Origin of the sequence: Paraburkholderia unamae, from assembly GCF_003096875.1 — a bacterium.
GTDB lineage: Bacteria > Pseudomonadota > Gammaproteobacteria > Burkholderiales > Burkholderiaceae > Paraburkholderia > Paraburkholderia unamae.
This window is the reverse complement of the sequence record NZ_QEOB01000048.1, coordinates 1-24,038: the sequence shown is the minus strand read 5'-3', so window position 1 is coordinate 24,038 and position 24,038 is coordinate 1. Positions and strand designations below refer to the sequence as shown.

The 24,038-nt window shown below is 66.5% G+C and carries 21 protein-coding genes; 6 read left to right on the top strand and 15 right to left on the bottom strand.

The features are described 5' to 3' along the window. Positions 1-28 precede the first annotated feature (28 nt). The 8 genes from C7402_RS45260 to C7402_RS45225 are packed head-to-tail and all read right to left on the bottom strand — an operon-like array spanning position 29 to position 8,185. On the bottom strand, positions 29-1,162 hold the full coding sequence (locus tag C7402_RS45260) for an acyl-CoA dehydrogenase family protein (protein ID WP_112175769.1): 1,134 nt from the start codon (positions 1,160-1,162) through the stop codon (positions 29-31). Between the two features lie 9 nt (positions 1,163-1,171). Next, complete coding sequence (locus tag C7402_RS45255) at positions 1,172-2,368, bottom strand: acyl-CoA dehydrogenase family protein (protein WP_116615196.1); 1,197 nt, start codon at positions 2,366-2,368, stop codon at positions 1,172-1,174. Positions 2,369-2,404: 36 nt separating this feature from the next. Continuing rightward, positions 2,405-3,553 (bottom strand): acyl-CoA dehydrogenase family protein, encoded by a 1,149-nt coding sequence (locus C7402_RS45250; protein ID WP_116615195.1) that lies wholly within the window; start codon positions 3,551-3,553, stop codon positions 2,405-2,407. Positions 3,554-3,592: 39 nt separating this feature from the next. Next, positions 3,593-4,423, bottom strand: coding sequence for an SDR family NAD(P)-dependent oxidoreductase (locus C7402_RS45245; RefSeq protein ID WP_116615194.1), 831 nt, complete (start codon positions 4,421-4,423; stop codon positions 3,593-3,595). A gap of 36 nt (positions 4,424-4,459) precedes the next feature. Further along, positions 4,460-4,876 (bottom strand): MaoC family dehydratase, encoded by a 417-nt coding sequence (locus C7402_RS45240; RefSeq protein ID WP_112175776.1) that lies wholly within the window; start codon positions 4,874-4,876, stop codon positions 4,460-4,462. Between the two features lie 47 nt (positions 4,877-4,923). After that, entirely contained in the window at positions 4,924-5,370 is a 447-nt protein-coding gene (locus C7402_RS45235) for a MaoC family dehydratase N-terminal domain-containing protein (protein ID WP_116615193.1), read from the bottom strand. Positions 5,371-5,385: 15 nt separating this feature from the next. Continuing rightward, the gene (locus C7402_RS45230; RefSeq protein ID WP_112175780.1) at positions 5,386-6,570 is read right to left on the bottom strand and encodes a lipid-transfer protein; all 1,185 of its coding nucleotides are present in this window, start codon (positions 6,568-6,570) and stop codon (positions 5,386-5,388) included. A 58-nt stretch (positions 6,571-6,628) separates the two neighbouring features. Further along, entirely contained in the window at positions 6,629-8,185 is a 1,557-nt protein-coding gene (locus C7402_RS45225; RefSeq protein WP_116615192.1) for a long-chain-fatty-acid--CoA ligase, read from the bottom strand. Positions 8,186-8,562: 377 nt separating this feature from the next. Here C7402_RS45225 and C7402_RS45220 point away from each other — a divergent pair, with 377 nt between their 5' ends. Both C7402_RS45220 and C7402_RS45215 read left to right on the top strand, forming a co-directional pair. After that, complete coding sequence (locus tag C7402_RS45220; protein ID WP_244315111.1) at positions 8,563-11,295, top strand: winged helix-turn-helix domain-containing protein; 2,733 nt, start codon at positions 8,563-8,565, stop codon at positions 11,293-11,295. Between the two features lie 47 nt (positions 11,296-11,342). Next, positions 11,343-11,828, top strand: coding sequence for a PaaI family thioesterase (locus tag C7402_RS45215; protein WP_116615191.1), 486 nt, complete (start codon positions 11,343-11,345; stop codon positions 11,826-11,828). A gap of 93 nt (positions 11,829-11,921) precedes the next feature. Here the strand turns inward: C7402_RS45215 and C7402_RS45210 are convergent, their stop codons facing one another. From C7402_RS45210 to cyoA, 5 genes are all read right to left on the bottom strand, one after another. Beyond that, the gene (locus tag C7402_RS45210) at positions 11,922-12,110 is read right to left on the bottom strand and encodes a CsbD family protein (RefSeq protein WP_112175786.1); all 189 of its coding nucleotides are present in this window, start codon (positions 12,108-12,110) and stop codon (positions 11,922-11,924) included. A gap of 154 nt (positions 12,111-12,264) precedes the next feature. After that, positions 12,265-12,639, bottom strand: a complete 375-nt coding sequence (gene cyoD / locus C7402_RS45205) for a cytochrome o ubiquinol oxidase subunit IV (protein ID WP_224045175.1) — start codon at positions 12,637-12,639, stop codon at positions 12,265-12,267. Then, positions 12,636-13,247 carry a cytochrome o ubiquinol oxidase subunit III gene (cyoC, locus tag C7402_RS45200; RefSeq protein ID WP_116615190.1) on the bottom strand — a complete coding sequence of 204 codons (612 nt, stop codon included), beginning with the start codon at positions 13,245-13,247 and terminating at the stop codon, positions 12,636-12,638. Before cyoC ends, cyoD begins: the two co-directional genes overlap by 4 nt. Before the next feature lie 3 nt (positions 13,248-13,250). After that, on the bottom strand, positions 13,251-15,260 hold the full coding sequence (cyoB, locus tag C7402_RS45195; protein ID WP_112175791.1) for a cytochrome o ubiquinol oxidase subunit I: 2,010 nt from the start codon (positions 15,258-15,260) through the stop codon (positions 13,251-13,253). 6 nt (positions 15,261-15,266) lie between these two features. Beyond that, positions 15,267-16,136, bottom strand: a complete 870-nt coding sequence (cyoA, locus tag C7402_RS45190; RefSeq protein WP_425273829.1) for a ubiquinol oxidase subunit II — start codon at positions 16,134-16,136, stop codon at positions 15,267-15,269. Positions 16,137-16,481: 345 nt separating this feature from the next. On the opposite strand from cyoA, the gene C7402_RS45185 reads away from it, so the two are divergent. From C7402_RS45185 to C7402_RS45175, 3 genes are all read left to right on the top strand, one after another. After that, positions 16,482-17,876, top strand: a complete 1,395-nt coding sequence (locus tag C7402_RS45185; RefSeq protein ID WP_116615188.1) for an aminotransferase-like domain-containing protein — start codon at positions 16,482-16,484, stop codon at positions 17,874-17,876. Between the two features lie 224 nt (positions 17,877-18,100). Next, on the top strand, positions 18,101-18,997 hold the full coding sequence (locus tag C7402_RS45180) for a fructose bisphosphate aldolase (RefSeq protein ID WP_116615187.1): 897 nt from the start codon (positions 18,101-18,103) through the stop codon (positions 18,995-18,997). Between the two features lie 159 nt (positions 18,998-19,156). After that, entirely contained in the window at positions 19,157-19,780 is a 624-nt protein-coding gene (locus C7402_RS45175; RefSeq protein ID WP_112175799.1) for a transglycosylase SLT domain-containing protein, read from the top strand. A 318-nt stretch (positions 19,781-20,098) separates the two neighbouring features. Here C7402_RS45175 and C7402_RS45170 read toward each other — a convergent pair whose 3' ends face one another. Beyond that, entirely contained in the window at positions 20,099-21,076 is a 978-nt protein-coding gene (locus C7402_RS45170; RefSeq protein WP_116615186.1) for a ProQ/FINO family protein, read from the bottom strand. A 233-nt stretch (positions 21,077-21,309) separates the two neighbouring features. On the opposite strand from C7402_RS45170, the gene C7402_RS45165 reads away from it, so the two are divergent. After that, positions 21,310-22,086, top strand: coding sequence for an SDR family oxidoreductase (locus tag C7402_RS45165; protein WP_116615185.1), 777 nt, complete (start codon positions 21,310-21,312; stop codon positions 22,084-22,086). A gap of 187 nt (positions 22,087-22,273) precedes the next feature. Here the strand turns inward: C7402_RS45165 and C7402_RS45160 are convergent, their stop codons facing one another. Beyond that, the gene (locus C7402_RS45160) at positions 22,274-23,362 is read right to left on the bottom strand and encodes an OpgC domain-containing protein (RefSeq protein WP_116615184.1); all 1,089 of its coding nucleotides are present in this window, start codon (positions 23,360-23,362) and stop codon (positions 22,274-22,276) included. Positions 23,363-24,038: the final 676 nt, after the last annotated feature.

The window sequence follows — 24,038 nt, the reverse complement described above, 5'->3', positions numbered from 1 at the left end:
CCGTGCATGGCGGGGCGGCGTGCGTGTTTCAGTCTTCCATCGCCTCGGCGTAGCTCGCCGTGTGATGGTCGCTGTCGCCGAGCAGCGGATCGAACATCGTGAGACGCTTGAAATAGTCGCCCACTTCCAGCTCGTCGGTCATGCCCATGCCGCCGTGCAGTTGCACCGCCTGCTGGCCGACGAAGCGCCCGGCCTTTGCCACCGTGACCTTCGCGGCCGCGAGCATGCGGCGGCGCTTGCGCGCATCGGGCTCGTCCAGCGCCTGCGCGGCCACGTAGGCCATGGAAAGCGCAAGCTCCTTTTGCACGACCATGTCCGCCATGCGGTGCTGGAGCGCCTGGAAGGCAGCCAGCGGCTGGCCGAACTGGCGGCGCGTGCGCAGATACTCGGCCGTGATCTCGATGAGCCGCTCCATCGCACCGGCCGCCTCGGCGCACAGCGCGGCGATGCCGTGGTCCACACCGTGCGCGAGCGCGGCCACGCCCTCTCCCGGCGCGCCGATCAACGCATCGGCGCCAAGCGCAACGGCGTCGAGTTTCACGTCGGCGGCGCGCTGGCCGTCCATGGTCGGATAGCCCGTCACGCTCACGCCACGGCTTTCGCGCGGCACGAGGAACAGCGCGATTTCGCCCGTGGCAGGGTCGCCCACGCGCGCGCTGACGATAAAGGCGTCAGCGATTTCGCCATGCCACACCAGCGCCTTCGCGCCATCGAGCACGTAGCCGCGCCCCACCGGCGCGGCCCGCGTGGCGACTGCGTCGAGGCGGTAGCGCGACGCGGCCTCGGCATACGCGGGCACGACGATCTGCGCGCCCGTTGCCATCGCGCCAAGCACGCGGTCCTGCTGCGCCGCGCTGCCATGGGCGGCGAGTATCGCCGTTGCCATCACGCTGCACGGGACCACCGGCTCCTGCACGAGGGCGCGGCCCAGTTCGCGCTGCACCACGAGCCGGCTCGCCGCGCCTTCGCCAAAGCCGCCATATTGCGCGGGTGTGGTCAAGCCGAGCACGCCCATTTCGGCAAGCTGCGACCAGATCGTGCGATCGAAGCTCGCGCCTTCGCGGGCCCGGCGGCGCCGCTGCGCGAACGGATATTCGCTCTCGACGAAGCGGCGCAGGCTGTCTGCGAGCATTTGCTGCTCTTCGCTATACGTGAAGTCCATATGCGTGTCCTAAAAGCCGATGATCATCTTCGCGATGATGTTCTTTTGCACCTCGGTCGCGCCGCCGTAAATCGAGGTCTTGCGCATGTCGAAGTAGGTGGACGCCGCCGGCGGAGCCCATTGCGGCCCGCTAACGGGCGCATGGGCGCCCGCCTCGAGCCATTGCGGCGCGTAAGGCCAGCCGTGCGGCCCGGCCACTTCCTGCTGGAGCATGGCGATGTCCTGTTGCAGTTCCGAGCCGCGAATCTTGACGATCGAAGCTTCCGGGCCGGGCCCGCGCCCGCCGCCGGCCGTCGCCACGCGCAGCAATAGCATTTCCAGCGCCATGAGGTCCATTTCCAGGCGCGCGATCTTGTCGCGCATGCGCGCGTCGTCGAGCATGCGGCCGCCCTTGCCATCGGCGCCCTGCGCGGCGTAGTGCTTCAACTGGCGCAGTTCGCGATAGCAGTGGCCAATGCCCGCAATGCTCGTGCGCTCGTGGCCCAGCAGATACTTCGCATAGGTCCAGCCGCGGTTCTCCTCGCCCACGAGATTCTCCACGGGCACCTCGACGTCTTCGAACCAGGTCTCGTTCACGTCGTGGCCGCCGTCGAGCGTGACGATCGGCCGGACCGTGACGCCCGGCGACTTCATGTCGATCAGCAGCATCGAAATGCCTTCCTGCGGCTTCGCTTCGGAGTCCGTTCTAACGAGGCAGAAAATCCAGTCGGCGAAATGCGCCATCGTGGTCCAGGTTTTCTGCCCGTTCACGATGTACTTGTCGCCCTTGCGCACGGCGCGCGTTTTCAGCGAGGCGAGATCCGATCCCGAGCCCGGCTCCGAGTAGCCCTGGCACCAGAAGTCGTCGACATCCGGAATGCGCGGCAGGAAGCGCTCCTGCATGGACGGGCTCGCGTATTTCATGAGCACCGGCCCGATCATCGTGAGGCCGAACGGCAGGAGGCGCGGCGCGCCCGCGCTGAGCGTCTCGATCTCGAAGATCAGCCGCTCCAGCGCATTCCAGCCCGTGCCGCCGTGCGCCTTGGGCCACGTTGGCGCGCCCCAGCCGCGCGCGTTGAGGATGCGATGCCAGCGCACGTAGTCGTCTTTCTCCACGCGCTGGTGCCCGAGCACTTTCTCGCGGATATCGGCGGGCAGATTCTCCCGCACGAAAGCGCGAACTTCTTCGCGGAACGCCTGTTCCGCTGCGGTATAACGCAAATCCATCTGGTGCTCCTTTCGGTACGACGTGACTGCGCTGCGTTACAGCGTGCGGGCGATCAGTTCCTTCATGATCTCGTTGGAGCCGCCAAAAATCTTGCTCACGCGAGCGTTCACGTAAAGCCGCGCAATGGGGTACTCCATCATGTAGCCGTAGCCGCCATGCAGTTGCAGACATTCGTCGATGATTTCGCAGCTTCGTTGCGTGCACCACCATTTCGCCATCGCCGCGGTTTCCGCATCGAGTTCCCCGCGCAGCACCTTCGCCATGCAATCGTCGATGAACGTGCGCGCGATGGTCGCATGGGTCTTGCATTCGGCGAGCTTGAAACGCGTGTTCTGCATGTCGAGCAGGCTCGCGCCGAACACCTTGCGCTCGCGCACATACGCCGTGGTCACTTCGAGCGCTTTTTCCATTGCGCTCAGTGCGCCGAGCGCGATGATCATGCGCTCCTGCGGCAACTGCTGCATCAACTGGTAGAAGCCCTTGCCCTCTTCCGTGCCGAGCAGGTTCGCGCACGGCACGCGCACGTCATCGAAGAACAGTTCCGCAGTGTCCTGGCCCTTCTGGCCCATCTTTTCGAGCACGCGACCGCGCCGGAAGCCGGGCAGATCGTCGGTTTCGACCACCACGATCGAGACGCCCCTCGCGCCCTGCGCCGGGTCGGTCTTGACGACCACGCAAATCAGGTCCGCGAGCAGCCCGTTCGAGATGAACGTCTTCGATCCGTTGATGACGTAGTGGTCGCCGTCGCGCACCGCGCGCGTCTTGATGCTCTTGAGGTCCGAGCCCGCGCCCGGTTCGGACATCGCGATGGCAGCCACGCTTTCGCCGCTCGCCATCTTCGGCAGCCACTTGCGCTTTTGCTCCTCGGTGCCGTAGCGCAGGATGTAATGCGCGACGATGCCGCTATGCACGTTCGTGCCAAGGCTCGACACCATCGCGCGCGACTGTTCGAGCGCGATGATCGCTTCGTGCGCGAAGGTGCCGCCCCCGCCGCCGTACTCCTCGGGAATGCTCGCGCAGAGCATGCCGAACTCGCCGGCCTTGCGCCACACCTCGCGGTCCACATGCTGCTGCTTCCACCAGCGTTCCTCATGGGGCGCGAGTTCGCGCTCGATGAACTTGCGGATCGAATCCTGGAACAGCACGAGATCGTCCGTGATCCACGGACTGCGGTTTTCAGCCATGTTCGTTTCCTTCGTCAAGCCTGCGCGCGCGGGCGCAAATTACGGACGGCCGCCGCCGACCACCAGCACCTGCCCCGACACGTAGTTCGATTCGGGAATGCACATGAGATACACCGCACCCGCGGCTTCTTCCGGCGTGCCGCCACGGCCCACGGGAATCATCGCTTCGATGTTCTTCATGAGTTGCGCGTTCACGCCCACCTTGATCTCCTGGCCCGCGATGTCGATGGTCGAGCTGTTGCCCTCGCCCGCCACGGCTTCGGTCAGGCGCGTCTTGATGAGGCCGAACGCCACGCTATTGACGTTGACCTTGTAGCGGCCCCACTCCTTCGCGAGCGCCTTGGTAAGCCCGTTGATCGCGGCCTTCGCGGCCGAGTAGTTCGCCTGGCCCGCGTTGCCCATCACGCCCGAAACGGACGAGATGTTCACGACCTTGCGGAACACTTCCTGGCCCGCGTCGGCCTCGGCCTTCGCGCTCTCGCGGAAGTAGTCGGCGGCGGCGCGCAGAATGCGGAACGGCGCGCTCACGTGAACGTCCATGATGGCGTTCCATTGGTCGTCGCTCATCTTCTGGATCACGTTGTCCCAGGTGTAGCCCGCGTTGTTCACGATGATGTCCAGACGTCCGAACGCTTCGAGCGCCGTGCCTACGAAGCGCGTGCCGAAATCGGCGTCGGTCACGCTGCCCGCGCAGGCCACCGCCTTGCCGCCCGCCGAGACGATCTCGGCCACCACGCTTTGCGCGGGTTCCGCGTCCAGATCGTTGACCACGATCGCCGCGCCCTCGCTCGCGAGCTTCAACGCGATCTCGCGGCCAATGCCGCGGCCCGAACCCGATACGATGGCGACCTTGCCAGTCAGTTTGCTCATGTTTTGTCTACTCCTTGTTCATGGATAGGGGTTACGTCAGGCGTCGAGCGCCACCAGCGCTTCGCCCGACAGCTTGATTTCGCCTTGTGCGTCGCGCGTGGTGAGCGCGACCTTGACGGTGCGCGCGGCTTCGTCGCGCTCGGTAACGACGCCACTACAGGTGATGGCGTCGCCCACCTGGGTGATCGCGGCAAAGCGCACCGAGAACTCGCGGATAGCCTGCTGCGGCACCCAGTTCGTGAGCAGCCGCCCGAGATACGCCATGGACAGCATGCCGTGCGCGAACACGTCGGGCATGCCCGCGCGGCGCGCGAAGTCGAGATCGACGTGAATCGGGTTGTGGTCGCCCGAAGCGCCCGCGTAGAGCGCGAGCGTGAGGCGCGTGAGCGGCGCGGCGGCGAATGGCGGCAACGCGCTGCCTACGGCCAGATCGTCGAAACGAATCGATTGCATGATGACTCCTGCTTCTGTTGCGTGCGTGGTTTCGTGATGCATGGCATTTAGCCGTTGCGCACGACGATCACGCTGCGCAGGTCGGCAACGGGCGCGTCGTTTTCCGCGTTCGTCACGCGCGTTTCGCGCACGACGAACTCCAGCGCGCCGCCCTTCTTGTCGTAGATGTCCGCAATGCGCGTTTCGAAGGCCAGGCGTTCGCCCGCGTACGCCATGCGGTGATAGCGAAAGTTCTGCTCGCCGTGCAGCACGCGGCCGATGTCGATGTTCAGGCGCTCGACCGTCGCGCGCGGATTGGGCGACTCCATTTCGAGGCAGAACAGGAACGTGGGCGGCACGGGCAGCGCGGGATAGCCCGCCGCGCGCGCCGCTTCGTCGTCGATATAGCGGCTGTCGGTCTGGCCGGTCGCCTTCGCGAAGAAGCGCAGGCGGCCCGCCTCGACGAGGGCCGTGTGACGCGAGATCAGCGCGCCGATATGGCTTTTGTCGATCATCGTCGGGCCTCCCGGTTATTGGCGCTCGTAGAGCGTGACCACGCACGCGCCGCCGAGCCCGAGGTTATGCTGAAGGCCGAAGCGCGCGCCCGCGACCTGGCGGTCCTGCGCCTGGCCGCGCAGTTGCCACACGAGTTCCGTGCATTGCGCGAGACCCGTCGCGCCCAGCGGATGCCCCTTCGAAAGCAGGCCGCCCGAGGGGTTCGTGACGACGCGCCCGCCATAGGTGTTGTCGCCGTCGAGAATGAACTTCTCCGCCGTGCCTTCGGGCGTCAAGCCCAGGCCTTCATAGGTGATGAGCTCGTTCGCAGTGAAGCAGTCGTGCAGTTCGACGACCTGAATATCTTCGGGGCCCACGCCCGCTTTTTCATACACCTGTTGCGCGGCCGCGCGCGTCATGTCGTAGCCCACCACCTTGCGCATGTCGCCTTCGTCGAACGTGCTGTTGCGGTCCGTGGTCATGGCCTGCGCCTTGATCACCACACGCGTGTCGAGGCCGTGCTTCTTCGCGAACGCTTCCGAGCACACAATGGCCGCCGCCGCGCCGCAGGTGGGCGGGCAGCACTGCAAGCGCGTGAGCGGATCGAATACAGCGGGCGACGCCATCACCTCTTCCAGCGTCACAGTGTTGCGGAACACGGCGAACGGATTGCGCGCGGCATGCTGGCGCGCCTTCACCGAAATACGGCCGAAGGTCTCCGGCTTGATGTCGTACTCCTTCATGTAGGCGCGCCCGCCGCCGCCGAAGAACTGCGCCGCGCGCGGCGCGGTTTCGTCGAAGCCCTGCACTTCCAGCATGGTCTTGACGAAGCGCTCCATCGGCGTGGGGCGGTCCGTGTACGCGCCCTTGAGCGCGCCCGGCACCATCTGCTCGAAGCCCAGCGCGATGGCGCATTCCACGGCCCCGCTTTCCACGGCCTGGCGCGCAAGGAACAGCGCGGTCGAACCCGTCGCGCAGTTGTTGTTCACGTTCACGACGGGAATGCCCGTGAGGCCCACGCCATAAATCGCGGCCTGGCCCGAGGTCGAATCGCCGAACACATAGCCCACGTAGGCCTGCTCGACGAGCGCGTAGTCAATGCGCGCATCGGCGAGCGCCGCCTTCGCGGCGTTGGCGCCCATGGTCGCGTAATCGTCGCTCGCGCCGGGCTTCGTGAACGGAATCATGCCGACGCCGGCTACCACTACCTTGTTAGTCATTCTGGATACCTTACTAAATGTGATTGCAATGGAACGATGCGGTGCGGATCCGGGCGGATCAGCTCACCTGACGGGTCTGGTTCTGCCAGTACGGCGCGCGCAGGTCGCGCTTGAGAATCTTGCCGGCGGCCGAGAGCGGCAGCGCCTCGCGAAACTCGATGGTTTTCGGGCACTTGTAGCCCGCAATGAACTGGCGGCAATGCTCGCGCAACGCGGATTCGTCCACGCGGGTGCCGGCGCGCGCCACGACCACGGCGTGCACGGCCTCGCCCCAGCGCGCATCGGGTATGCCGATCACGGCGCATTGCGCGACCGCGGGGTGGCGCGAGAGCACGTTCTCGACTTCGGCCGAATACACGTTCTCGCCGCCCGTCACGATCATGTCCTTCATGCGGTCGACGATGAAGAGATAGCCGTTCTCGTCCATATAGGCGCCGTCGCCCGTGTGGAGCCAGCCGTCGCGCAGCGCCTGGCGCGTTTCCTCAGGCTTGTTCCAGTAGCCGAGCATGACGTTCGCGCCGCGCACGGCGATTTCGCCCACCGTATTGCGCGGCACTTCCACGCCGTCGGCGTCCACCACCTTCACGCTCACGCCGAAGCCCGCGCGCCCGGCCGAGCGGTAGAGGCCGCTTGCGCGCCCTTCGGGGCCGTGATTCGCGGGCGGATTGACCGACACCACGGGCGCGGCCTCGGTCAGACCGTACGCATGGAAAAATTCGATGCCGGGCAGCGCCGCGAGCGCGGTGTCGAGCACGCCTGCCGCGATCGGCGAAGCGCCGTAATAGATGCGCCGCAGCGACGAGAGGTCGCGCTGCTTGAAGTCGGGGTGCTCCAGCACGGCTTGCAGCATGGTCGGCACGAGCAGGATCTCGTCCACGCGGTCGCGCTCGATCGCCTCCAGCACGGCGCGCGGCTCGAAGGTGGGGAGCACGACGTGCGTGTCGCCGGCGACGAAGTGCCCAACCGCGCGCGCCATGGCCGCCGTGTGAAAGAGCGGCGCGGCGTGCAGCGAGATGGCGTGCTCGTAGCTGCGGAATTCGGCCATGCGCGAGATGGCCGAAGACCACAGATTCAGGTGCGACTGCATCACGCCCTTGGAGCGGCCAGTCGTGCCGCCCGTATACATGATGGACGCGAGGTCGTTGCCGCCACGAAACGCGTCGGCCACGGGCTGGGCTTCGGCGATCAGCGCCTCGTAGGCGAGCATGCCTTGCGGCGCTTCGCGCTCACCCGTGTAGACGAGCGTCGGGCGGTGGGCCGCCGTCGCGGCGATGTCCTGGGCGAGCGGCAGGAAGTGGTCGTCCACAAGGAGGATGCGCGTGTCGCAATCGTCGAGCGAATAGACGATTTCGGGCACGCTCCAGCGGATATTCACCGGATTGAGCACGCCGCCGCCCCACCACACGCCGAGCATGTATTCGAGGTAGCGGTCAGAATTGAGCGCGAGCATGCTCACGCGGTCGCCGTCGCCCATGCCGAGCGACTGGAGCGCGCCGGCGAGGCGCGCCACGCGTGCGCCCAGTTCCGCGAAAGTGCGCGTGCGCTCGCCGTAGCGGATCGCGATGTCCGCCGGGCGCTGTTGCAGGCAGCGATGCAGGCCTTGAGTCAGGTACATGTTGTCTCCGAGCTTCTTGTGTCGTTCTCGCCGCGCCGGTCGAGGGATGAAAGGCGTGGCTGTCGTGAAGTCGGTATCACTTTAGGCGCGCGGCGGCCCGATGTCCTGAGCCGAAGGGAGGATTTTGGGGCGCGCACGCGAATCGTTCGAAAGGAGTACGACGACGCCCCGCGGCTGTGGAACAATAGGATGACGATTGCGCAAGCAACGGAAAAAGAGGGTGCGAACCTGTGGGGCGGTGTCAAAACCCGCATTGAACCCGATTCGCGCCCGGCAATAACGAACTGGAGTGAGACAGGTCCACTGCCCGGCCGGACCGGCCGGCGGCGGACCCGCGAGGCGCGCCGCCGCGCGCGCCGCAGAAGGAATCAGCGCCTGTGAACATCGCCGATGCACACGCCGCAAGCGGCAACGAAAATCATCCCCGCGGGATCGTCGCATCGAAGCTGATGCCGCCCGCAGACAGTCCGTCACATCTGTTGCGCGCGCAACTGATCGAGACAATCGCCGGCGCGCATACGGCCCGGCTCGTGCTGATCCGCGCTTCGGCGGGCTTCGGCAAGACCACGCTGTTGCAGCAATACGCGGCGTACTGCCGCGCGCACCGGCGCGAGGTGGCGTGGCTGCGCCTCGACGCCGCCGACAACGACTTCTCGCGCCTGCTGCAACACCTGGACGCGGCGTTGCCCGGCCCGCGCACGCCGCGCGCGCTCGCACTGGACCCCGAGACCTTCGGGTCGAGCCTGATCGAGCGCGTGGCGGCGCACGGCAAGCCGCTCGCCATCCTGCTCGACGACTTCGAGTCGATCCAGGGCGGCCCCGTGCTCGCTTTCATGCAGGACCTGATCGCCGCCCTGCCGCCCGGCAACCCGCTCGTGGTCGCCTCGCGCGTGACGCCGGAGCTGGGCATCGGCCGCATTCGCGCGCGCGGCGAGCTGCTCGACATCAATCCCGCCGCACTGCGCTTCACGCTGGCGGAGGCCAGCGCGTTCATCCGGGAGAAATGCGCGCTGCCGCTGCGCGACGCCGATATCGCCACGCTGCACCGCTGCACCGAAGGCTGGGCCACGGCCATCTATCTGGCCACGCTCTCGCTGCGCACGCGCACCGACCACGCGGCCTTCGTCGCCTCGTTTTCGGGCACGAATCTCGAACTCGCGGAGTATCTGGCCGAAGACATCCTTGCGCGGCAGCCCGAAGCGTGCCGCACGTTCCTGCTGGAAACGAGCGCGCTGCCGCAGTTTTCGGCCGCGCTGTGCGACGCCGCGACCGGCCGCAGCGACGGCCGGGAGATGCTCGACTATCTGGAGCGCGCGAATCTCTTTCTCGTGCCGCTCGACGGCGAGCGCGCCTGGTATCGCTATCACCGGCTGTTCGCGAGCTTCCTTCAGCACCGGCTGCGCGCGGCGCAGCCCGAGCGCGAGCGCGCGGTGCACGGCGCGGCCGCGCGCTGGTATCTCGACGCGCAACGCCCGGTGCCCGCCATCGACCACCTGCTCGACGCGGGCGACGAGGCCGCCGCGCTCGCCGAAATCGCGCACCATTCGCGCGCCCTGCTGGGCAGCGGCCGCCTGCGCCTGCTGATGCGCTGGCTCGACCGCATTGGCGCCGAACGGCTCGCCACGCGGCCCGATGTGGGCCTCACCTACGCCTGGGTGCTGCTCCTGAACCGCCGCTACGCCGACGCCATGCGCACCGCGCAAAACGTGGTGGACGGCAGCGCCGGCGAGCCCGACCAGGCGAGCGTCACGTTCGTGGCGGAAGCCATTCGCGGCGTGCTGCTCGCCCTCACCGACCAGGTCGAGGCGTGCGCGCAATCGAGCGCCGTTTTGCTCGACCGCCTGCCCGACCGCGCGAACTTCTCGTTCTACAGCCTCACGAATTCGCTCGCCTTCAGCTACGTGTGCACCGACCGCTACGACGAGGCGCGCGGCGTGCTCTCGCGCGCGTTGCGGCGCGCGCACGACCATCCCTATGTCGTGATGCGCACGATGGCCGAGACCATCGAAGGCATCATCGATCTCGTGCAGGGGCGGCTTGGCACGGCGCTCGCGCGGCTCGAAATCTCGGCGGCCAACGCCACGGCGAACCGCACCGTGGATTCGGGCGGCGGCCGCACCAGCGTGGACAGCGTGCGCTCGCTCGCGCTCTACGAGAAGAACGCGCTCGACGACATGACGCATCTGCTCGCCGACGCGCTGCCGCGCGCCAAACGCGTGGGCGTGACCGACGGCCTGATCGCCACGCACGTGCTTTCGGCGCGCGCCGCGCTCATCGAGGGCAATGTCGAGCAATGGCTGCGGCTGCTCGCCGAGCTGGAGCAACTGGGCCGCGCCGTGAAATCCGATCGCGCGGTGAGCGCCGCATGGCTCGAACGCGCGCGCGTCGCCACGCTGGAGGGCCGCCTCGACGCGGCCGAACAAGCGCTGCGCGCCGCCACGCTGCACGCGGATTGGGCGCGCACGGGCGTGTCGTTCCATGCCAGCGAGATCGACGAGCCGGTGCTGATGCGCTGCCGCCTCGATATCGCGCAGGGCCGCTACGCCACGGCGGCCGAGGCGCTGCGCGAGGCGCTCGAACAGGCGAACGCGCGGCGTCGCCATTGGCGCGCGCTCAAGGTGCGGGTGTTGCTGGCGCTCGCGCTCGAAGGCGGCGGCGAGCGCACCGGCGCCTTCGACACGCTCACGGAAGCGCTGCGCATGGCGAGCCACGAAGGCTTCGTGCGCGCGTTCCTCGACGAGGGCGAACCGCTCATGCGCCTCATCGGCGCGTGGGCCGAGCGCGGGCCCACGCAGATCGCCTCGCTCGGCGTCGTGCCCGCGTTCGTCACGCAATTGCTGGAGGGCGCGCCGCCCGCGCACACGCGCGAAGCCACGGCGCCCGATCTTGCGCCCTACGGGTCCGATTCGCCCGCCGACGCGCTCACCGCGCGCGAGCTCGACGTGCTGCGCATGCTCTCGGCCGGCCACCGTAACCGCGTGATCGCGGAGAAGCTCTTCGTTTCCGAACTCACCGTGAAGTCGCATCTACGCAAGATCAACGCCAAGCTCGGCGCGGGCAATCGCACCCAGGCCGTCGCGATCGGCCGCGCGAAGGGGCTCATTCCCTGAGGCGCGAACCGCCGCTTGCCCTGTGAACATCGACCGGAACAAAAACCATGAACGACCGAGTGAGCGCCGACAACATCGCCATTAACGTTGCGCACGCAACCATGGAAGCCGACGCGCCGCCGCCCGGCTTCGCGCCGCTGCCGCTGCGCAGCGGCTATATGGGCCAGTTCGGCGCGCTGTACTTCGACGCGGCGCGCGGCGTGATCGGCACGCGTGTTGACGAACGCCACCTGAACAACCTGGACATTGCGCACGGCGGCATGCTGGCCACGCTCGCCGACACCGCCATCGGCGCGGCGATGATGCGCGCGGCCGGACGCGAACCGCCCGCCGTCACGGCGCATCTGGGCCTGGATTACCTGGGCGTCGTGCGCCCCGGCGACTGGCTCGAAGCGCACGTCGAACTGGACAAAATGGGCGCGCGGCTGCGCTTCGCGACTTGCCGGCTCATGGTCGGCTCGCGCTGCATGCTCAAGGCCAACGCCACGTTTGCCGTGCTGAGTGATCCGGCCAGTCCTTCCAATCCGGGCTGAGCGCCATCGGGTCTTGCGCAAACGCCGCATAGCATGACGCCGCCGCCCCTTGCGAGGCGGCGGCGTTGCTCATGGCTGACGCATCAGGCGGCGTCAGTGATGCTTCTTCATCATGTCCTTCGCGGCCTCCTTCATGTCGCCGACATTCTTGCGTGCCTGACCGGCTTCCTGCTGGAGGTCGCCCTTCACTTCGCGCGCCGGGTTATGGGTTGCGCGGCCCACGGCCTCGTTGACCTTGCCCTTCATCTTTTCAGCCGTGCCCTTCACCTGGTCCTTGTTCATGGTCACACTCCACGTAAAAGCGACGGTGTGTCGCGACGCTTCGTATAGCGCATGCACTGTGCCCGAGGTGTCGGGGGGCCTCCCCGGCGCGCTTTTTGAGGGCCCAAACCGGCCGGGAAAACCCGGCCGGTAGAGACAGGTGAAGGCAGGCCGGTCAATCGTGCGCCATGGCGCGGTCGATCGAGATTTGCGTGGGCATCATGTTGACGTTGGCGTTATGCATGACCCACAGCGAAAGCCCGACGATCACCGCGATCAGGAACGCCGTGCAGATGAAGATCGCCGTATTCGAGCGCTGCTCGCGCGCCGCGCCGATATGCAGGAAATACACGAGTTGCACGACAAGCTGCGCAATGCAGAGCACGACGATGGCCGCGAGCCCGAAGCCCGGCGAAACGACTCGAAACATCACCACGCCGAACGAGGCGAGCGTGAGCACGAGCGAGAGCACCGTGCCGATCATGTAGCCCTTGAGGCTGCCATGCGACGCGTCGTGGCCGGCCTGGTGAGTGGCATGGGAATGGCTCACAGGAAACCTCGCAGATAAACAAACGTAAACACACAGATCCACACGAGATCGAGAAAGTGCCAGAACAGGCTCAGGCACGCGAGGCGGCGGCGCACCGTGCCGCTCAGGCCGAACTTGAAGGTCTGGTGCATCATGATCGCGATCCAGAGCAGACCGGCCGTGACGTGCAGCCCGTGCGTGCCGACCAGCGTGAAGTACGCCGAGAGGTACGCGCTCGTATGCGGCCCCGCGCCGTCGGCGATGAGCTTGGCGAACTCGTTCACTTCCATCGCGACAAAGCCCGCGCCGAACAGGAACGTCACGGCGAGCCATACGATCACCTGCTCGCGCCGCTGCGCGTGCAGGCTCAGCATGGCCATGCCGAAGGTGACGCTGCTCGCGAGCAGCAGCAGCGTTTCGCCCAGCACATAGGGCAGTTCGAACAGTTCCTTCGCCCCGGGGCCGCCTGCCGTCGCATTCGCGAGCACGCCGAACGTGGCGAACAGCGTCGCGAAGATGAGGCAGTCGCTCATCAGGTAGATCCAGAACCCCAGCGTGGTCTTGGTGCTGTCGTCGTGCCCATGATCGTGACCATGACCATGGGCGTGGGTAGTAGCAGCGTGAGCCATGGTTTAAGCCATCTCCTCGATTTTCCCGGATTGATCGACACGCTTGATGCCGAGTTGCTTGAAGCGCGCGTTCTCGATGCGCTCGACCTCGGCGGCCGGCACCCAGTAGTCCACGTCCTGGTCGTAGCTGCGCACGATGAAGGTGGCGATCATGCCGATCAGGCCCACCGCCGCGAACAGCCACATGTGCCACACGATCGCGAAGCCGAACAACAGGCTGAATGCCGCGATGATGAAGCCCGCGCCCGTATTGCGCGGCATGTGAATGTCTTCGTACTTGCGCGGCTGCACGTAGGCACGGCCCGCTTCCTTGTTGTCCCAGTGCTGCTCCATCGAGGTGATCTCGGGCAGCACGGCGAAGTTGTAGAACGGCGCGGGCGACGAGGTCGACCATTCGAGGCTGCGGCCGTCCCACGGGTCGCCGGTCACGTCGCGATTGGCTTCGCGGTTGCGCAGGCTCACCACGATCTGCACGATGAACGCGAGAATGCCCAGACCCACGAACACCGCGCCCACGAGCGCCACCACGAGCCACGGGTGCCAGTCGGCCACTTCATAGTGGTTCATGCGGCGCGTCATGCCTTCGAAACCGAGGATGTAGAGCGGCGTGAACGCGAGCCAGTAGCCGATCAGCCAGCACCAGAACGACACCTTGCCCCAGAATTCGTTGAGCGTGAAACCAAATACCTTGGGGAACCAGAAGCTCACGCCCGCGAGGCAGCCGAACACCACGCCGCCGATGATCACGTTGTGGAAGTGGGCCACGAGGAACAGCGAGTTGTGCAGCACGAAGTCAGCGCCCGGCACGGCGAGCAGCACGCCGGTCATGCCGCCCACGGCGAACGTCACCATGAAGCCGATGGTCCAGAGCGTGGCGCTGTGATAACGAATGCGGCCGCGGTACATCGTGAACAGCCAGTTGAAGAGCTTCACGCCGGTCGGAATCGAAATGACCGTGGTCATGATGCCGAAAAACGCGTTGACGTTCGCGCCCGAGCCCATCGTGAAGAAGTGATGCAGCCACACGAAGAACGAGAGAATGCCGATCGATGAGGTGGCGTAGACCATCGACTTGTAGCCGAACAGCGGCTTGCCCGAGAACGTGGCGATGATTTCCGAGTACGCGCCGAACGCGGGCAGGATCAGGATGTACACCTCCGGGTGGCCCCACACCCAGATCAGGTTGATGTACATCATCGCGTTGCCGCCGAGCTCGTTCGTGAAGAAGTGCATGTCGAAGTAGCGGTCCATCGTGAGCAGCGCGAGCGTGCCCGTGAGCACCGGGAACACCGCGACGATCAGGATGTTGGTGATGAACGCTGTCCAGACGAACACCGGCATCTTCATCATGTCCATGCCCGGCGCGCGCATGCGCAGGATCGTCACGATGAAGTTGATGCCCGAGAGCGTGGTGCCGAGCCCCGAGAGCTGCAACGACCATATGTAGTAGTCCATACCTACGGTTGGACTATAGCCAAGCTCGGAAAGCGGCGGATACGCCACCCAGCCCGTGGCCGCGAAGTCGCCCACGAACATGGATACCATCACGAGCACCGCGCCCACCACCGAAAGCCAGAAGCTCAGCGAGTTGACGAACGGATACGCGACGTCGCGCGCGCCGATCTGCAACGGCACCACCACGTTCATCAAGCCCAGAATGAGCGGCGTGGCCACGAAGAAGATCATGATGACGCCGTGCGCCGTGAAGATCTGGTCGTAGTGATGCGGCGGCAGGTAGCCCGCCGCGTCGCCATACGCCAGCGCCTGTTGCACGCGCATCATGATCGCATCGGCGAAACCGCGCAGCAGCATGACGATCGCGAGAATGATGTACATGACGCCAATGCGCTTGTGGTCGACGGAAGTGAGCCACTCGCGCCACAGATAGCCCCACTTCCCCGCGATCGTGATCGCGGCGAGCAAGGCGAGGCCGCCGAGCGCCACGACGGCGCCGGTGCCCATGATGATCGGCTCGTGCCAGGGAACGGCGTCGAGCGTGAGTTTTCCGAACATGTGTGATTACTCCGCTGCCAGGATGGCGCTACGGTTGAGCGTGAGCGCCGGGGCGCCGGTGCCGGGGGTGGCGTTGGGGACGGCGCCGCAAATCGGGTTGCCGTGCACGTCGCGCATGTACTTGCCGACGATGCCGTCGAAGAGGCCGGGCGCCACGTTCGAATAGAGCGTGACCGGCGTCTTTTCGCCGGGCTGCGCGAGCCGTTCGTAGGCCGCGCGGCTCAGCATCGTGGGTGAGGCTTTCGCTTGCGCGATCCACGCGTCGAAGTCGGCGCGGCTCGTGGCGAGCGTGTCGAAATGCATGTCGGAGAAGCCGGGGCCGCTGAAGGCCGCCGAGCGGCCCGTGTACACGCCGGGCTCGTTCGCGATCAGATGCAGCTTCGTCTGCATGGCCGGCATCGCGTAGACCTGGCTGCCCAGTTGCGGGATGAAGAACGAATTCATCAGCGACTCGGCGGTGAGGTTGAACTCGACCGGCGTATCCACGGGAATCGCGAGCTGGTTCACGGAGGCCACGCCGTAGTCGGGATAGATGAAAAGCCACTTCCAGTTGAGCGCGACCACGTCCACGCGCACGGGCTTCGTTTGCGATTCGATCGGCCGGTATGGGTCCAGCGAGTGCGTCGTGTGCCAGATCAGCACCGCGAGCGTGAGCACGATCACGCAGGGAATCGACCACACCACCACTTCGATGGCCGTGGAGTGCGACCAGCGCGGCGCGTAGGTCGCGTTCGTGTTTGAGGCGCGATAGCGCCACGCAAACCACAGCGTGAGCGCGATCACGGGAATCACCACGAGCAGCATGAGGCCGAGCGCGATGAGGATCAGGTTCTTTTCCTGCACGCCGATGTCACCCTTCGGGGCGAACAGCGCCATGTTGCAGCCGCCGAGCAGGACGAGCGGCCCGGCCGCCGCGGCGAGCGCCGCGCGGCGCATGAAGCCGGCGACGCGCGACGTTGACGAGGCGAGTGAGATCAGCGGGGAAGATGGCGGGCCGGCGGTCGCGGCCTGCCCGGTACAAGGGTCTGGAGTGCGCATGTCTGGTTCCAAGGTTGACATTCGCGCAAACCCATCCATACGTGCTCACTCTGCTGCCGCACAAGCGGCCCGACCAGTCCGCCGGAGGGCCGCTATAGAAGCCATACATAGCCTATATGTATGGATTTACGCGCTTCATGCACGCATGCTAGAGTAAGACATGACGCATACATCCGCGACAGAATGACACACGACCAAGCTACCGAAAGCCCCGCCGGGATCCAGGCGTGGGCCACGGCCATGCAGGCGGGCAGCGGCCCGCGCTACCTGCGGCTCGCTGATTTCATCGAAGAGGCGGTGGCGCACGGCGCGCTGCGCCCAGGCGAGCGCGTGCCCGCGCAGCGCTCGCTCGCCACCCTGCTCGGCGTCGATCTGACCACCGTCACGCGCGGCTTCAACGAGGCGCGGCGGCGCGGGCTGATCGAGGCGCGCGGGCCGCTCGGCACCTTCATCGCCGCGCCGCGCGCCGAGCTGCTGCAACGCGTGGACCTCAGCATGAACATTCCGCCGCCGCCCGTGGGGCTGGAAATGGATGCGCTGCTGCGCGAAGGCACCTCGCGCGTTTTGCTGCGCAGCGACGCCGATCTGCTCATGACCTACCACGTGGGCGGCGGCGGGCGCACCGACTGCGAAGCGGGCGCGAAGTGGCTGCAACCCATGCTCGGCGAAGTCGCGCCCGAGCGCGTGGCCGTATGCCCCGGCGCGCAGGCGGCGCTGGCCGCGCTGATCCTCGCCTTCACGCGCCCCGGCGAGACGATCCTGACCGAGCCGCTGCTCTACCCCGGCCTGCCGCACGCGGCGGCGCAACTGGGCCGCCGCATCGAACCGGTGGCCGCCGACGCTTACGGCATGCGCCCCGACGCGCTCGAAGCGGCGTGTCGAGAGCACGCGGCGCGGCTCGTCTACCTGAACCCGACGCTGCAAAACCCCACCACGGCGACCATGCCCGAGGCGCGGCGCCTGGAGATCCTGCGGGTGGCCGAACGCTGCGGCGCGCGCATTGTCGAGGACGATCCGTACTGGCGCTTCGTGCCCGATGCGCCGCCGCCCCTCGCGCGCCTCGCGCCCGCGCAGGTCTGCTATCTCGCGACGCTCTCGAAAACGCTCTCGCCCGGCTTGCGCACGGCCTACCTCGCGCTGCCCGACCGCGTGGCACACGCGCAACTGCTGGCGGCGCTGCGCGCGTTCTCGCTGATGGCCGCCCCGCTCACCAATGCGCTCGCCACGCACTGGATCGAGGAAGGCGTGGCCGAGCAGATTTTCGCGGGCGTGAAGGCCGAGGCGCGCGAGCGCCAGCGCATCGCGTCGCACACGCTGGGGTCCACGGCGGGCGCGGGCATTCACGTCTGGTACACGCTGCCGCGCTACTGGCACGCGCGCGATCTGGCCGCCGCCGCGAGCAACGAAGGGCTGGCCGTGGCGCCTTCCACGGCGTTCCAGCAAGGCCCGGAGACCGCCAATGCGATCCGCATCTCGCTCGGCGCGACGGGCGGGCGCGAGCAGTTGCAGGCCGCGCTGCGCAAGCTTTCGGCGCTGCTCGCGAACGACCGCTCCGCGCAAACCCAGGTGATCGTGTGATGGCCTGGGCACGCGGGCGATCCGCGCTTGCGGATTTTTTATCGCCTGCCATGGCACCGCAATTGCTACGGCTTATCGTTTCCCTGCTTGCGCCCCGCTGCGCGGCCGTGCCCACATAATGGCAAAGACGCGGCGCGGCGGCGCAAGTACACTCGTCGCAGCAGCCGACGGCCGGATTCGAGTCACCGCGCCCCCAAGGGCGCCCCAAAGCGGGAGGTAAAACGATGGCAAACGAGCAAATGCTCGCGCAGATGCGCGACAAACCGGGCTTCATCGCAGCGCTGGACCAGAGCGGCGGCTCGACGCCGGGCGCGCTGCACCAGTACGGCATTCCCGAGAGCGCCTATAGCGGCGACGCCGAGATGTTCCGCCTGATCCACGAAATGCGCGTGCGCATCATCAGCGCGCCGGCGTTCACAGGCGACAAGGTGATCGGCGCGATTCTCTTCGAAGCCACCATGGAAGGCGAAGCGGGCGGCAAGCCCGTGCCCGCGTTCCTCTGGAACGACCGCGGCGTGGTGCCCTTTCTCAAGGTTGACAAGGGTCTGGAAGCCGAGGCCGACGGCGTCCGCCTCATGAAGCCGATTCCCGCCCTCGACACCCTGCTCCAACGCGCCGTGAAGGCCGGCATTTTCGGCACCAAAATGCGCTCGGTGGTCGAGCACGCCTCGCCTTCGGGCATCGCATCGATCGCCGCGCAGCAGTTCGCGCTGGGCGCGCAGATCGCCGGGCACGGGCTCGTGCCGATTCTCGAACCGGAAATCTCGATCAAGGCCCCCGACAAGGCCAAGGCCGAGGCGCTGCTGCGCGCCGAACTGCTCAAGGGGCTCGACGCGCTGCCCGCCTCGCACAACGTCATGATCAAGTTGACGATTCCCGATACGCCGGACTTCTATCGCCCGCTCATCGAGCATCCGCGCGTGGTGCGCGTGGTCGCGCTCTCCGGCGGCTACACGCGCAGCGACGCCTGCGCGCGGCTCGCCAAAAACCATGGAATGATTGCAAGCTTTTCGCGCGCGCTCATCAACGACCTCACGAAGTCGATGAGCGACGCCGAGTTCGATGCGACGCTCGCCGCGAGCATCGATGAAATCTGGAAAGCATCGGTGCAGAAGGTCTGAATGCGTGTCTGACGCGGACCTGAACCCGGGGCGCGCAAGGCGCCTTGTCCTTGTCTGACGCCGGTCAGCCGCACAAAAACAAGATGACACATCAACCGGCCTCGCCACGCGAGGCCGGTTATACTTGCTCCTTCCCTTTTCTCACCCTATGCACCGGCCATGAGGCAGCTATTCTGCCTGCTCGCCCTGTTGCCGGGCCTCGTGCAAACCGCGGCCGCGCAGGCCCAGCAGGTTCCCGCGAGCGAGACCGTCAGCACGCCGCGCACCGCCGTGGTTTCGACCTACCTCACGCAGAAGTTCGGCGTGGCGAAGGAAAAGGCCGCGCAAATTTCACTGGCCGTGACGGGTGCCGCCGAGAAATACTCGCTGCCGCCCGCCGTGCTGCTGGCCATCATCTCGATCGAATCGCGCTTTCGCGAACGGGCGCATGGCGCCAATGGCGCAACCGGGCTCATGCAGGTCGTGCCTTCCGCGCATCGCAATATCCTGCACAACAAGGATCTCACCGATCCCGAGGTCAACATCGACGTCGGCTCCTCGATTCTTTACGGCTACCAGCGCGCGGCCGGCGGCGACCTCAACGCCGCGATGAAGAACTATGGCGGCTCGAAGGCCTATGCGGAAAAGATCCGCCTGCGCGCCGTGGAGTTCAGCCGTGTGATCGATAATGCCAGCGAGCCTGCCGCGAGCGATGCGCCCGCGAGCGCCGGCCTCGTGGCTTCGGCGGCATCGACAGCGGCTCAGGCTTCTGCGCAAGACGCGGCTTCGGCCAGTACTCACTAGTCGCACTTCCGCGCGTCGAGCGCCGGATGGCCGCTGCGGTCAGGTCAAATCGCGTTCAATCCGGTGCGCTTGCTGAAATTGCCGGAATTGCAGGCAATTCGAGCCGCGAAAAAACATCGTTATCCGAATGAATTCGCAGAAGCTGACAGCGCGGCTGCACCTGCTTCATCCCGCGTGCCGACAAGCGCCGTCAGGTAAACGTGCGAACGCCCTCGCGCGGGCGCGCCGCGAGAGGGTCGTAACCGAAACAGGAGTCCTGACGTGAAAGCGTGAAAGCCGGCTTGATGCGGCGCGCACGCGCGCCGCATTCACACTCGCTCAGGCGTCAGCTGCGGGCGTTTCGCCGTTTTCCGCTTGCTGAGGCTGCTGCGCGGGGGTCTCGGCTGCCGGAGCCTGCGCTTGCGGCTGTGCGTCCTGCGCGGGCTGCGCCTGCGCCTCCGGATCGGCCTGCACTTCGGTCTTCACGTCGGCGTTCACCTCAGCCTTCGCTTGCGCCTTCGGCTCGGGTTGAGCCTTGCCTTCCTCGCGCGCCTTGGCCTGTGCCTCGGCCTTCGCCTTCTGGCGCGTCAGCGCCGCGTTGGCGCGGCCGACGTGCGACGGGTCGATGCCCGGGCCTTCCGAGGCCGTGCCATCCAGCTCAAAACGCGAGCCGCCTGCCGCAACGCGCTCGTGATAGCGAGGATGGTTCACGTGGCGCTTGAGCACGGCGACGATCAGCGTGCGATCGTACTCGGGGTGACGCGCAACGAGGTCTTCGGCCACGCCGATCTTCAGCGGCAGACGGTCGCGGAACGCGGGATAGTGCTTCGCAAACACGTTCCAGACCGTGTTGAGCTGGCGATTGCGCTCGATGCGCGCCTTTTCGGCTTCGCTCAGGGGCGCTGCGGGCGGCTGCTGGGGCCGCGCCGGGCGGCGGCGCTGCTGCTGGGAGCGCTCGCCGGCCTCTTGCGCGCGAGCCGGCCTCGGCTGCTGCGGGCGGCGCTGCTGCTGCGCCTGCTCCGGCTGCTGACCTTGCTGCTGCCCCTTCGCGCCCTGCGGACGGCCCTGACGCGAGCGCGAACGCCCTTCGTTGGCGCCCGTGCCGCCGGTGGCCTGCGCGCCATCTCTCGGCGCGCGCGGGCCCTTCGGGGCGTGGGAGCCGCCGTGGCCCTTCGCACCCTTGTGCGCGGGCTTGCCAGGCGACTTCTGCGTCTGTTCTTCGGCCGGTTGGCCCGTGTCCATCCCCATGCTCTTCTTGATTTCGAGAAGACCATCCTTGAAGCTCAGGGTGCGGCGTTGTTGCGATGCGGCTTTCACGTCCAGCTCTCTTCCATATGGGATCGGACGCTATGATACCGAATCACGGGCGACCTCACCGGCGAATGACGTTTCATCGCTGTTTTTTTGCGTCCGCCGCCACGCGTTGCGTCGTGCGCGGAACATACAAAACGCATGAAAATCGCGAACAGACGCGGCAAATCCCGTCGATATCCACCATCCGGCAAGCCCTTGCGCACGCAAGGATCGCCACCCTTTTTTCTCACGACACCATGACGAATTCGACATCCGCCCCCCGTAGCGCCATTCGCGCCATCGTCACCGGCCATACGCGCGGCCTGGGCGCGGCGCTCGCCGAATTGCTGCTGCAACGGCACATCGACGTGCTCGGCCTCGGCCGTGGCGCGCATGACGCCCTCGCGTCGCGCCACGCGGCGCGTTTCACGCAGTCCGTAGTGGATCTCGCCGATCCCGCCGCGCTCGAACGCTGGCTTGCCGGCGACACGCTGGGCGCGTTCGCGAGCGGCGCGCAGTGCGTGATCCTCATCAACAACGCGGGCACCGTCGAGCCGATCGCCCCGCTCGGCGCGCAGGACGCGGGTGCGATTGCGCGCGCCGTGACGCTCAATGTGGCCGCGCCCCTGATGCTTGCGAACGCGCTTGCCACGTTGCCCACGCTGGGCGCAAACGCGTCGCGCCGCATCGTGCATGTTTCGAGCGGCGCGGCGCGCAATGCGTACCCGGGCTGGAGCGTGTATTGCGCAACCAAGGCCGCGCTCGATCATCATGCGCGCGCTGTCGCACTCGACGCGCCGCAAGGCGTGCGCATTTGCAGCGTGGCGCCGGGCGTGGTGGACACGGGCATGCAGGAAACGATACGTGCCACGAGCGTCGCACACTTCCCGATGCGCGAACGGTTCGAACAACTGAAGCAAAACGGCCTGCTCGCCACGCCGGAAACGGCGGCCACGCAGTTGATCGATTACGCGCTCAGCGATGCATTCGGATCGACGCCCACGGCCGACGTGCGCGAACTCGCCAAGGCGTGAATCTGGGCCGCTAGTACAAGCGGCGCACCCGGCTCCCGCAAAACCTCACCTTCCAGCGTTTTCCACTGGAGGGTTGAGCGGAAAAACGGGCCGTCCAATCGCAATATGGGCGATATGCCGAGGCCCGCAACGCGCGGCCTCCCGCAAACACTCACCTTTGGAAAATCGCGTTCGCGTGTGACGTGCATCACGTCAGCGCAACGCGTGGGCGCACCGATTTCAGCCGCCGCGCGCCGCCGGCGAGCGTGAGCAACGCGGTGATAGCCAGCAGATCGCCCGCGAGCCGCGCGGGCAACGAATCCATCGTATGCGTCGCGCGCAGCAGGGTGTCGATGACGTTCGACGCCACCGCGCCGCCCACGAAGCACACGAGCCCCTGCTGCCCCACGTTGACGACAGCCGGCAGCCGTTGCGCGAACCACGCGATCCATCCCTTGCGCACCGCCTGGGCGGCAAGCCACGCGACGGCGGCAAAGCTCACGATGCGCACGCTCGCGAGGTTCTGTTTCATGTAGCCGGGCTGCGGATCGAGATCGGCAAAGAGCCGGATGAACGCGAACGTTGCGACGAGCACGAGCGCGAACGCCGTCAAGGTGCGCCCTGTCAATGAAGTCTGGAACGCGCGCGACACCGGATAAAGGCGGCACAGCAGGCCCAGCATGAACATGGCCTGCCACGCGAACGGGTTGAAGGGCCAGATAGCGCCCGGCGCGGTGGGCAGATAATTCACGAGCCAGCAACCGCCGAACCACAGCACGAAACTGCCGACAAGCACGAGGTCGGGCGAACGGCGCGCGAGCGGCATGACGAACGGCAACGCGAGCACCAGTACGATGTACATGGGCAGCACGCCCGCGAGATAAGGCTGATCGCGAAACACGGCGATATTGGCGAGCATCGCGAACGGATGCGCGGCGAAACGCAAAAAGCCCGTCTCGCCAACGAGGGGCGAATCGACACGCAGCATCACGGCGGCGGCGCCTGAAAGCAGCATCAACGCCGCTGTGCAGAGATAGGCGGCGTAGATCTCGCGTCCGCGCCGCCAGAAACGCCGGTTCGCGGCCCCCGCCCCCTTGCGCTGCGCCATGGCCAGCCAGCTCGCCGCGCACACATAGCCGCTCACGAACACGAAGACTTCCGCGGAGTCGCAGAAGGCGAAGTTATGCAACATCGCATGCGAGAGCACGCTGGACGGAATGTGATCGAGTGCAATGGAGATCAATGCGAAACCGCGTAAAAAGTCGATTTCGATTGATCGCTTCGCCGCCTGACTCATCAATGACAACTCCCGCTCGCTTCGAACATTACGATTGAAGGGATAGGCAGCCGGAATTCGACAAGGCTGTCAGCTTTTCGGGTCTTTTTGTAAGGATGACTGATCGATTCGTGGCCGCCGCGATGCCGCGTGAAAGGGCTCCGTAAAAGGCTGCTGGCGGGCGCGGCTGCACCATGCGACTTTAATGCCAGCACGCCGTGAAGTGTGGCGGCGTAACCCATGGTAAGCATTTCGCCGCTGCGATGTCGCCGGGCGTCGCCTCGCGTGCTCGCAAACCGTGCGCGCGATGCACACTGGGTAGGCGCGCGCCCATTTGTGGCGCGAGACAAGCGCCATTGCACAGTCGTGGAAGTCGCGGCCGCCAGAAAGCCACGCGAAAGCCGATGGACGCCCTTGTGGGCGGCCTTGGGTGTTCCCGTGGGTGTTCCCTTTACTCGCGTCATGGCGAGTTGACGCCGGGCGGCGCCAAGGGTTCCGGAAAATTTGAGACGTTTCGTTACTGAGCCTGATCCTGCGATCTTTTCGGTTGCAGAATCAGGCGATCGCCGCGCGTTAGCGGCTTGCGGAAGCGTTCATCGCCATCACGGCATCGAGCGCGCCGCCCACCATGCGCCGCACCACCGGCTCCACCTGCTGCGCGAGCGCGGGCACATAGTCGAACGGCGCGGTCTCGCTC

Excerpts from the sequence above, each read along its gene's own strand:
- C7402_RS45180 (WP_116615187.1), top strand. The coding sequence starts at position 18,101 with ATGGCAAACGAGCAAATGCTCGCGCAGATGCGCGACAAACCGGGCTTC.
- C7402_RS45210 (WP_112175786.1), bottom strand. The coding sequence starts at position 12,110 with ATGAACAAGGACCAGGTGAAGGGCACGGCTGAAAAGATGAAGGGCAAG.
- cyoA (WP_425273829.1), bottom strand. The coding sequence starts at position 16,136 with ATGGCGCTGTTCGCCCCGAAGGGTGACATCGGCGTGCAGGAAAAGAAC.
- C7402_RS45185 (WP_116615188.1), top strand. The coding sequence starts at position 16,482 with ATGACACACGACCAAGCTACCGAAAGCCCCGCCGGGATCCAGGCGTGG.
- C7402_RS45225 (WP_116615192.1), bottom strand. The coding sequence starts at position 8,185 with ATGTACCTGACTCAAGGCCTGCATCGCTGCCTGCAACAGCGCCCGGCG.
- C7402_RS45255 (WP_116615196.1), bottom strand. The coding sequence starts at position 2,368 with ATGGATTTGCGTTATACCGCAGCGGAACAGGCGTTCCGCGAAGAAGTT.
- C7402_RS45175 (WP_112175799.1), top strand. The coding sequence starts at position 19,157 with ATGAGGCAGCTATTCTGCCTGCTCGCCCTGTTGCCGGGCCTCGTGCAA.
- cyoB (WP_112175791.1), bottom strand. The coding sequence starts at position 15,260 with ATGTTCGGAAAACTCACGCTCGACGCCGTTCCCTGGCACGAGCCGATC.
- cyoC (WP_116615190.1), bottom strand. The coding sequence starts at position 13,247 with ATGGCTCACGCTGCTACTACCCACGCCCATGGTCATGGTCACGATCAT.
- C7402_RS45260 (WP_112175769.1), bottom strand. The coding sequence starts at position 1,162 with ATGGACTTCACGTATAGCGAAGAGCAGCAAATGCTCGCAGACAGCCTG.
- C7402_RS45240 (WP_112175776.1), bottom strand. The coding sequence starts at position 4,876 with ATGCAATCGATTCGTTTCGACGATCTGGCCGTAGGCAGCGCGTTGCCG.
- C7402_RS45235 (WP_116615193.1), bottom strand. The coding sequence starts at position 5,370 with ATGATCGACAAAAGCCATATCGGCGCGCTGATCTCGCGTCACACGGCC.
- C7402_RS45160 (WP_116615184.1), bottom strand. The coding sequence starts at position 23,362 with ATGAGTCAGGCGGCGAAGCGATCAATCGAAATCGACTTTTTACGCGGT.
- C7402_RS45165 (WP_116615185.1), top strand. The coding sequence starts at position 21,310 with ATGACGAATTCGACATCCGCCCCCCGTAGCGCCATTCGCGCCATCGTC.
- C7402_RS45215 (WP_116615191.1), top strand. The coding sequence starts at position 11,343 with ATGAACGACCGAGTGAGCGCCGACAACATCGCCATTAACGTTGCGCAC.
- C7402_RS45230 (WP_112175780.1), bottom strand. The coding sequence starts at position 6,570 with ATGACTAACAAGGTAGTGGTAGCCGGCGTCGGCATGATTCCGTTCACG.
- C7402_RS45250 (WP_116615195.1), bottom strand. The coding sequence starts at position 3,553 with ATGGCTGAAAACCGCAGTCCGTGGATCACGGACGATCTCGTGCTGTTC.
- C7402_RS45245 (WP_116615194.1), bottom strand. The coding sequence starts at position 4,423 with ATGAGCAAACTGACTGGCAAGGTCGCCATCGTATCGGGTTCGGGCCGC.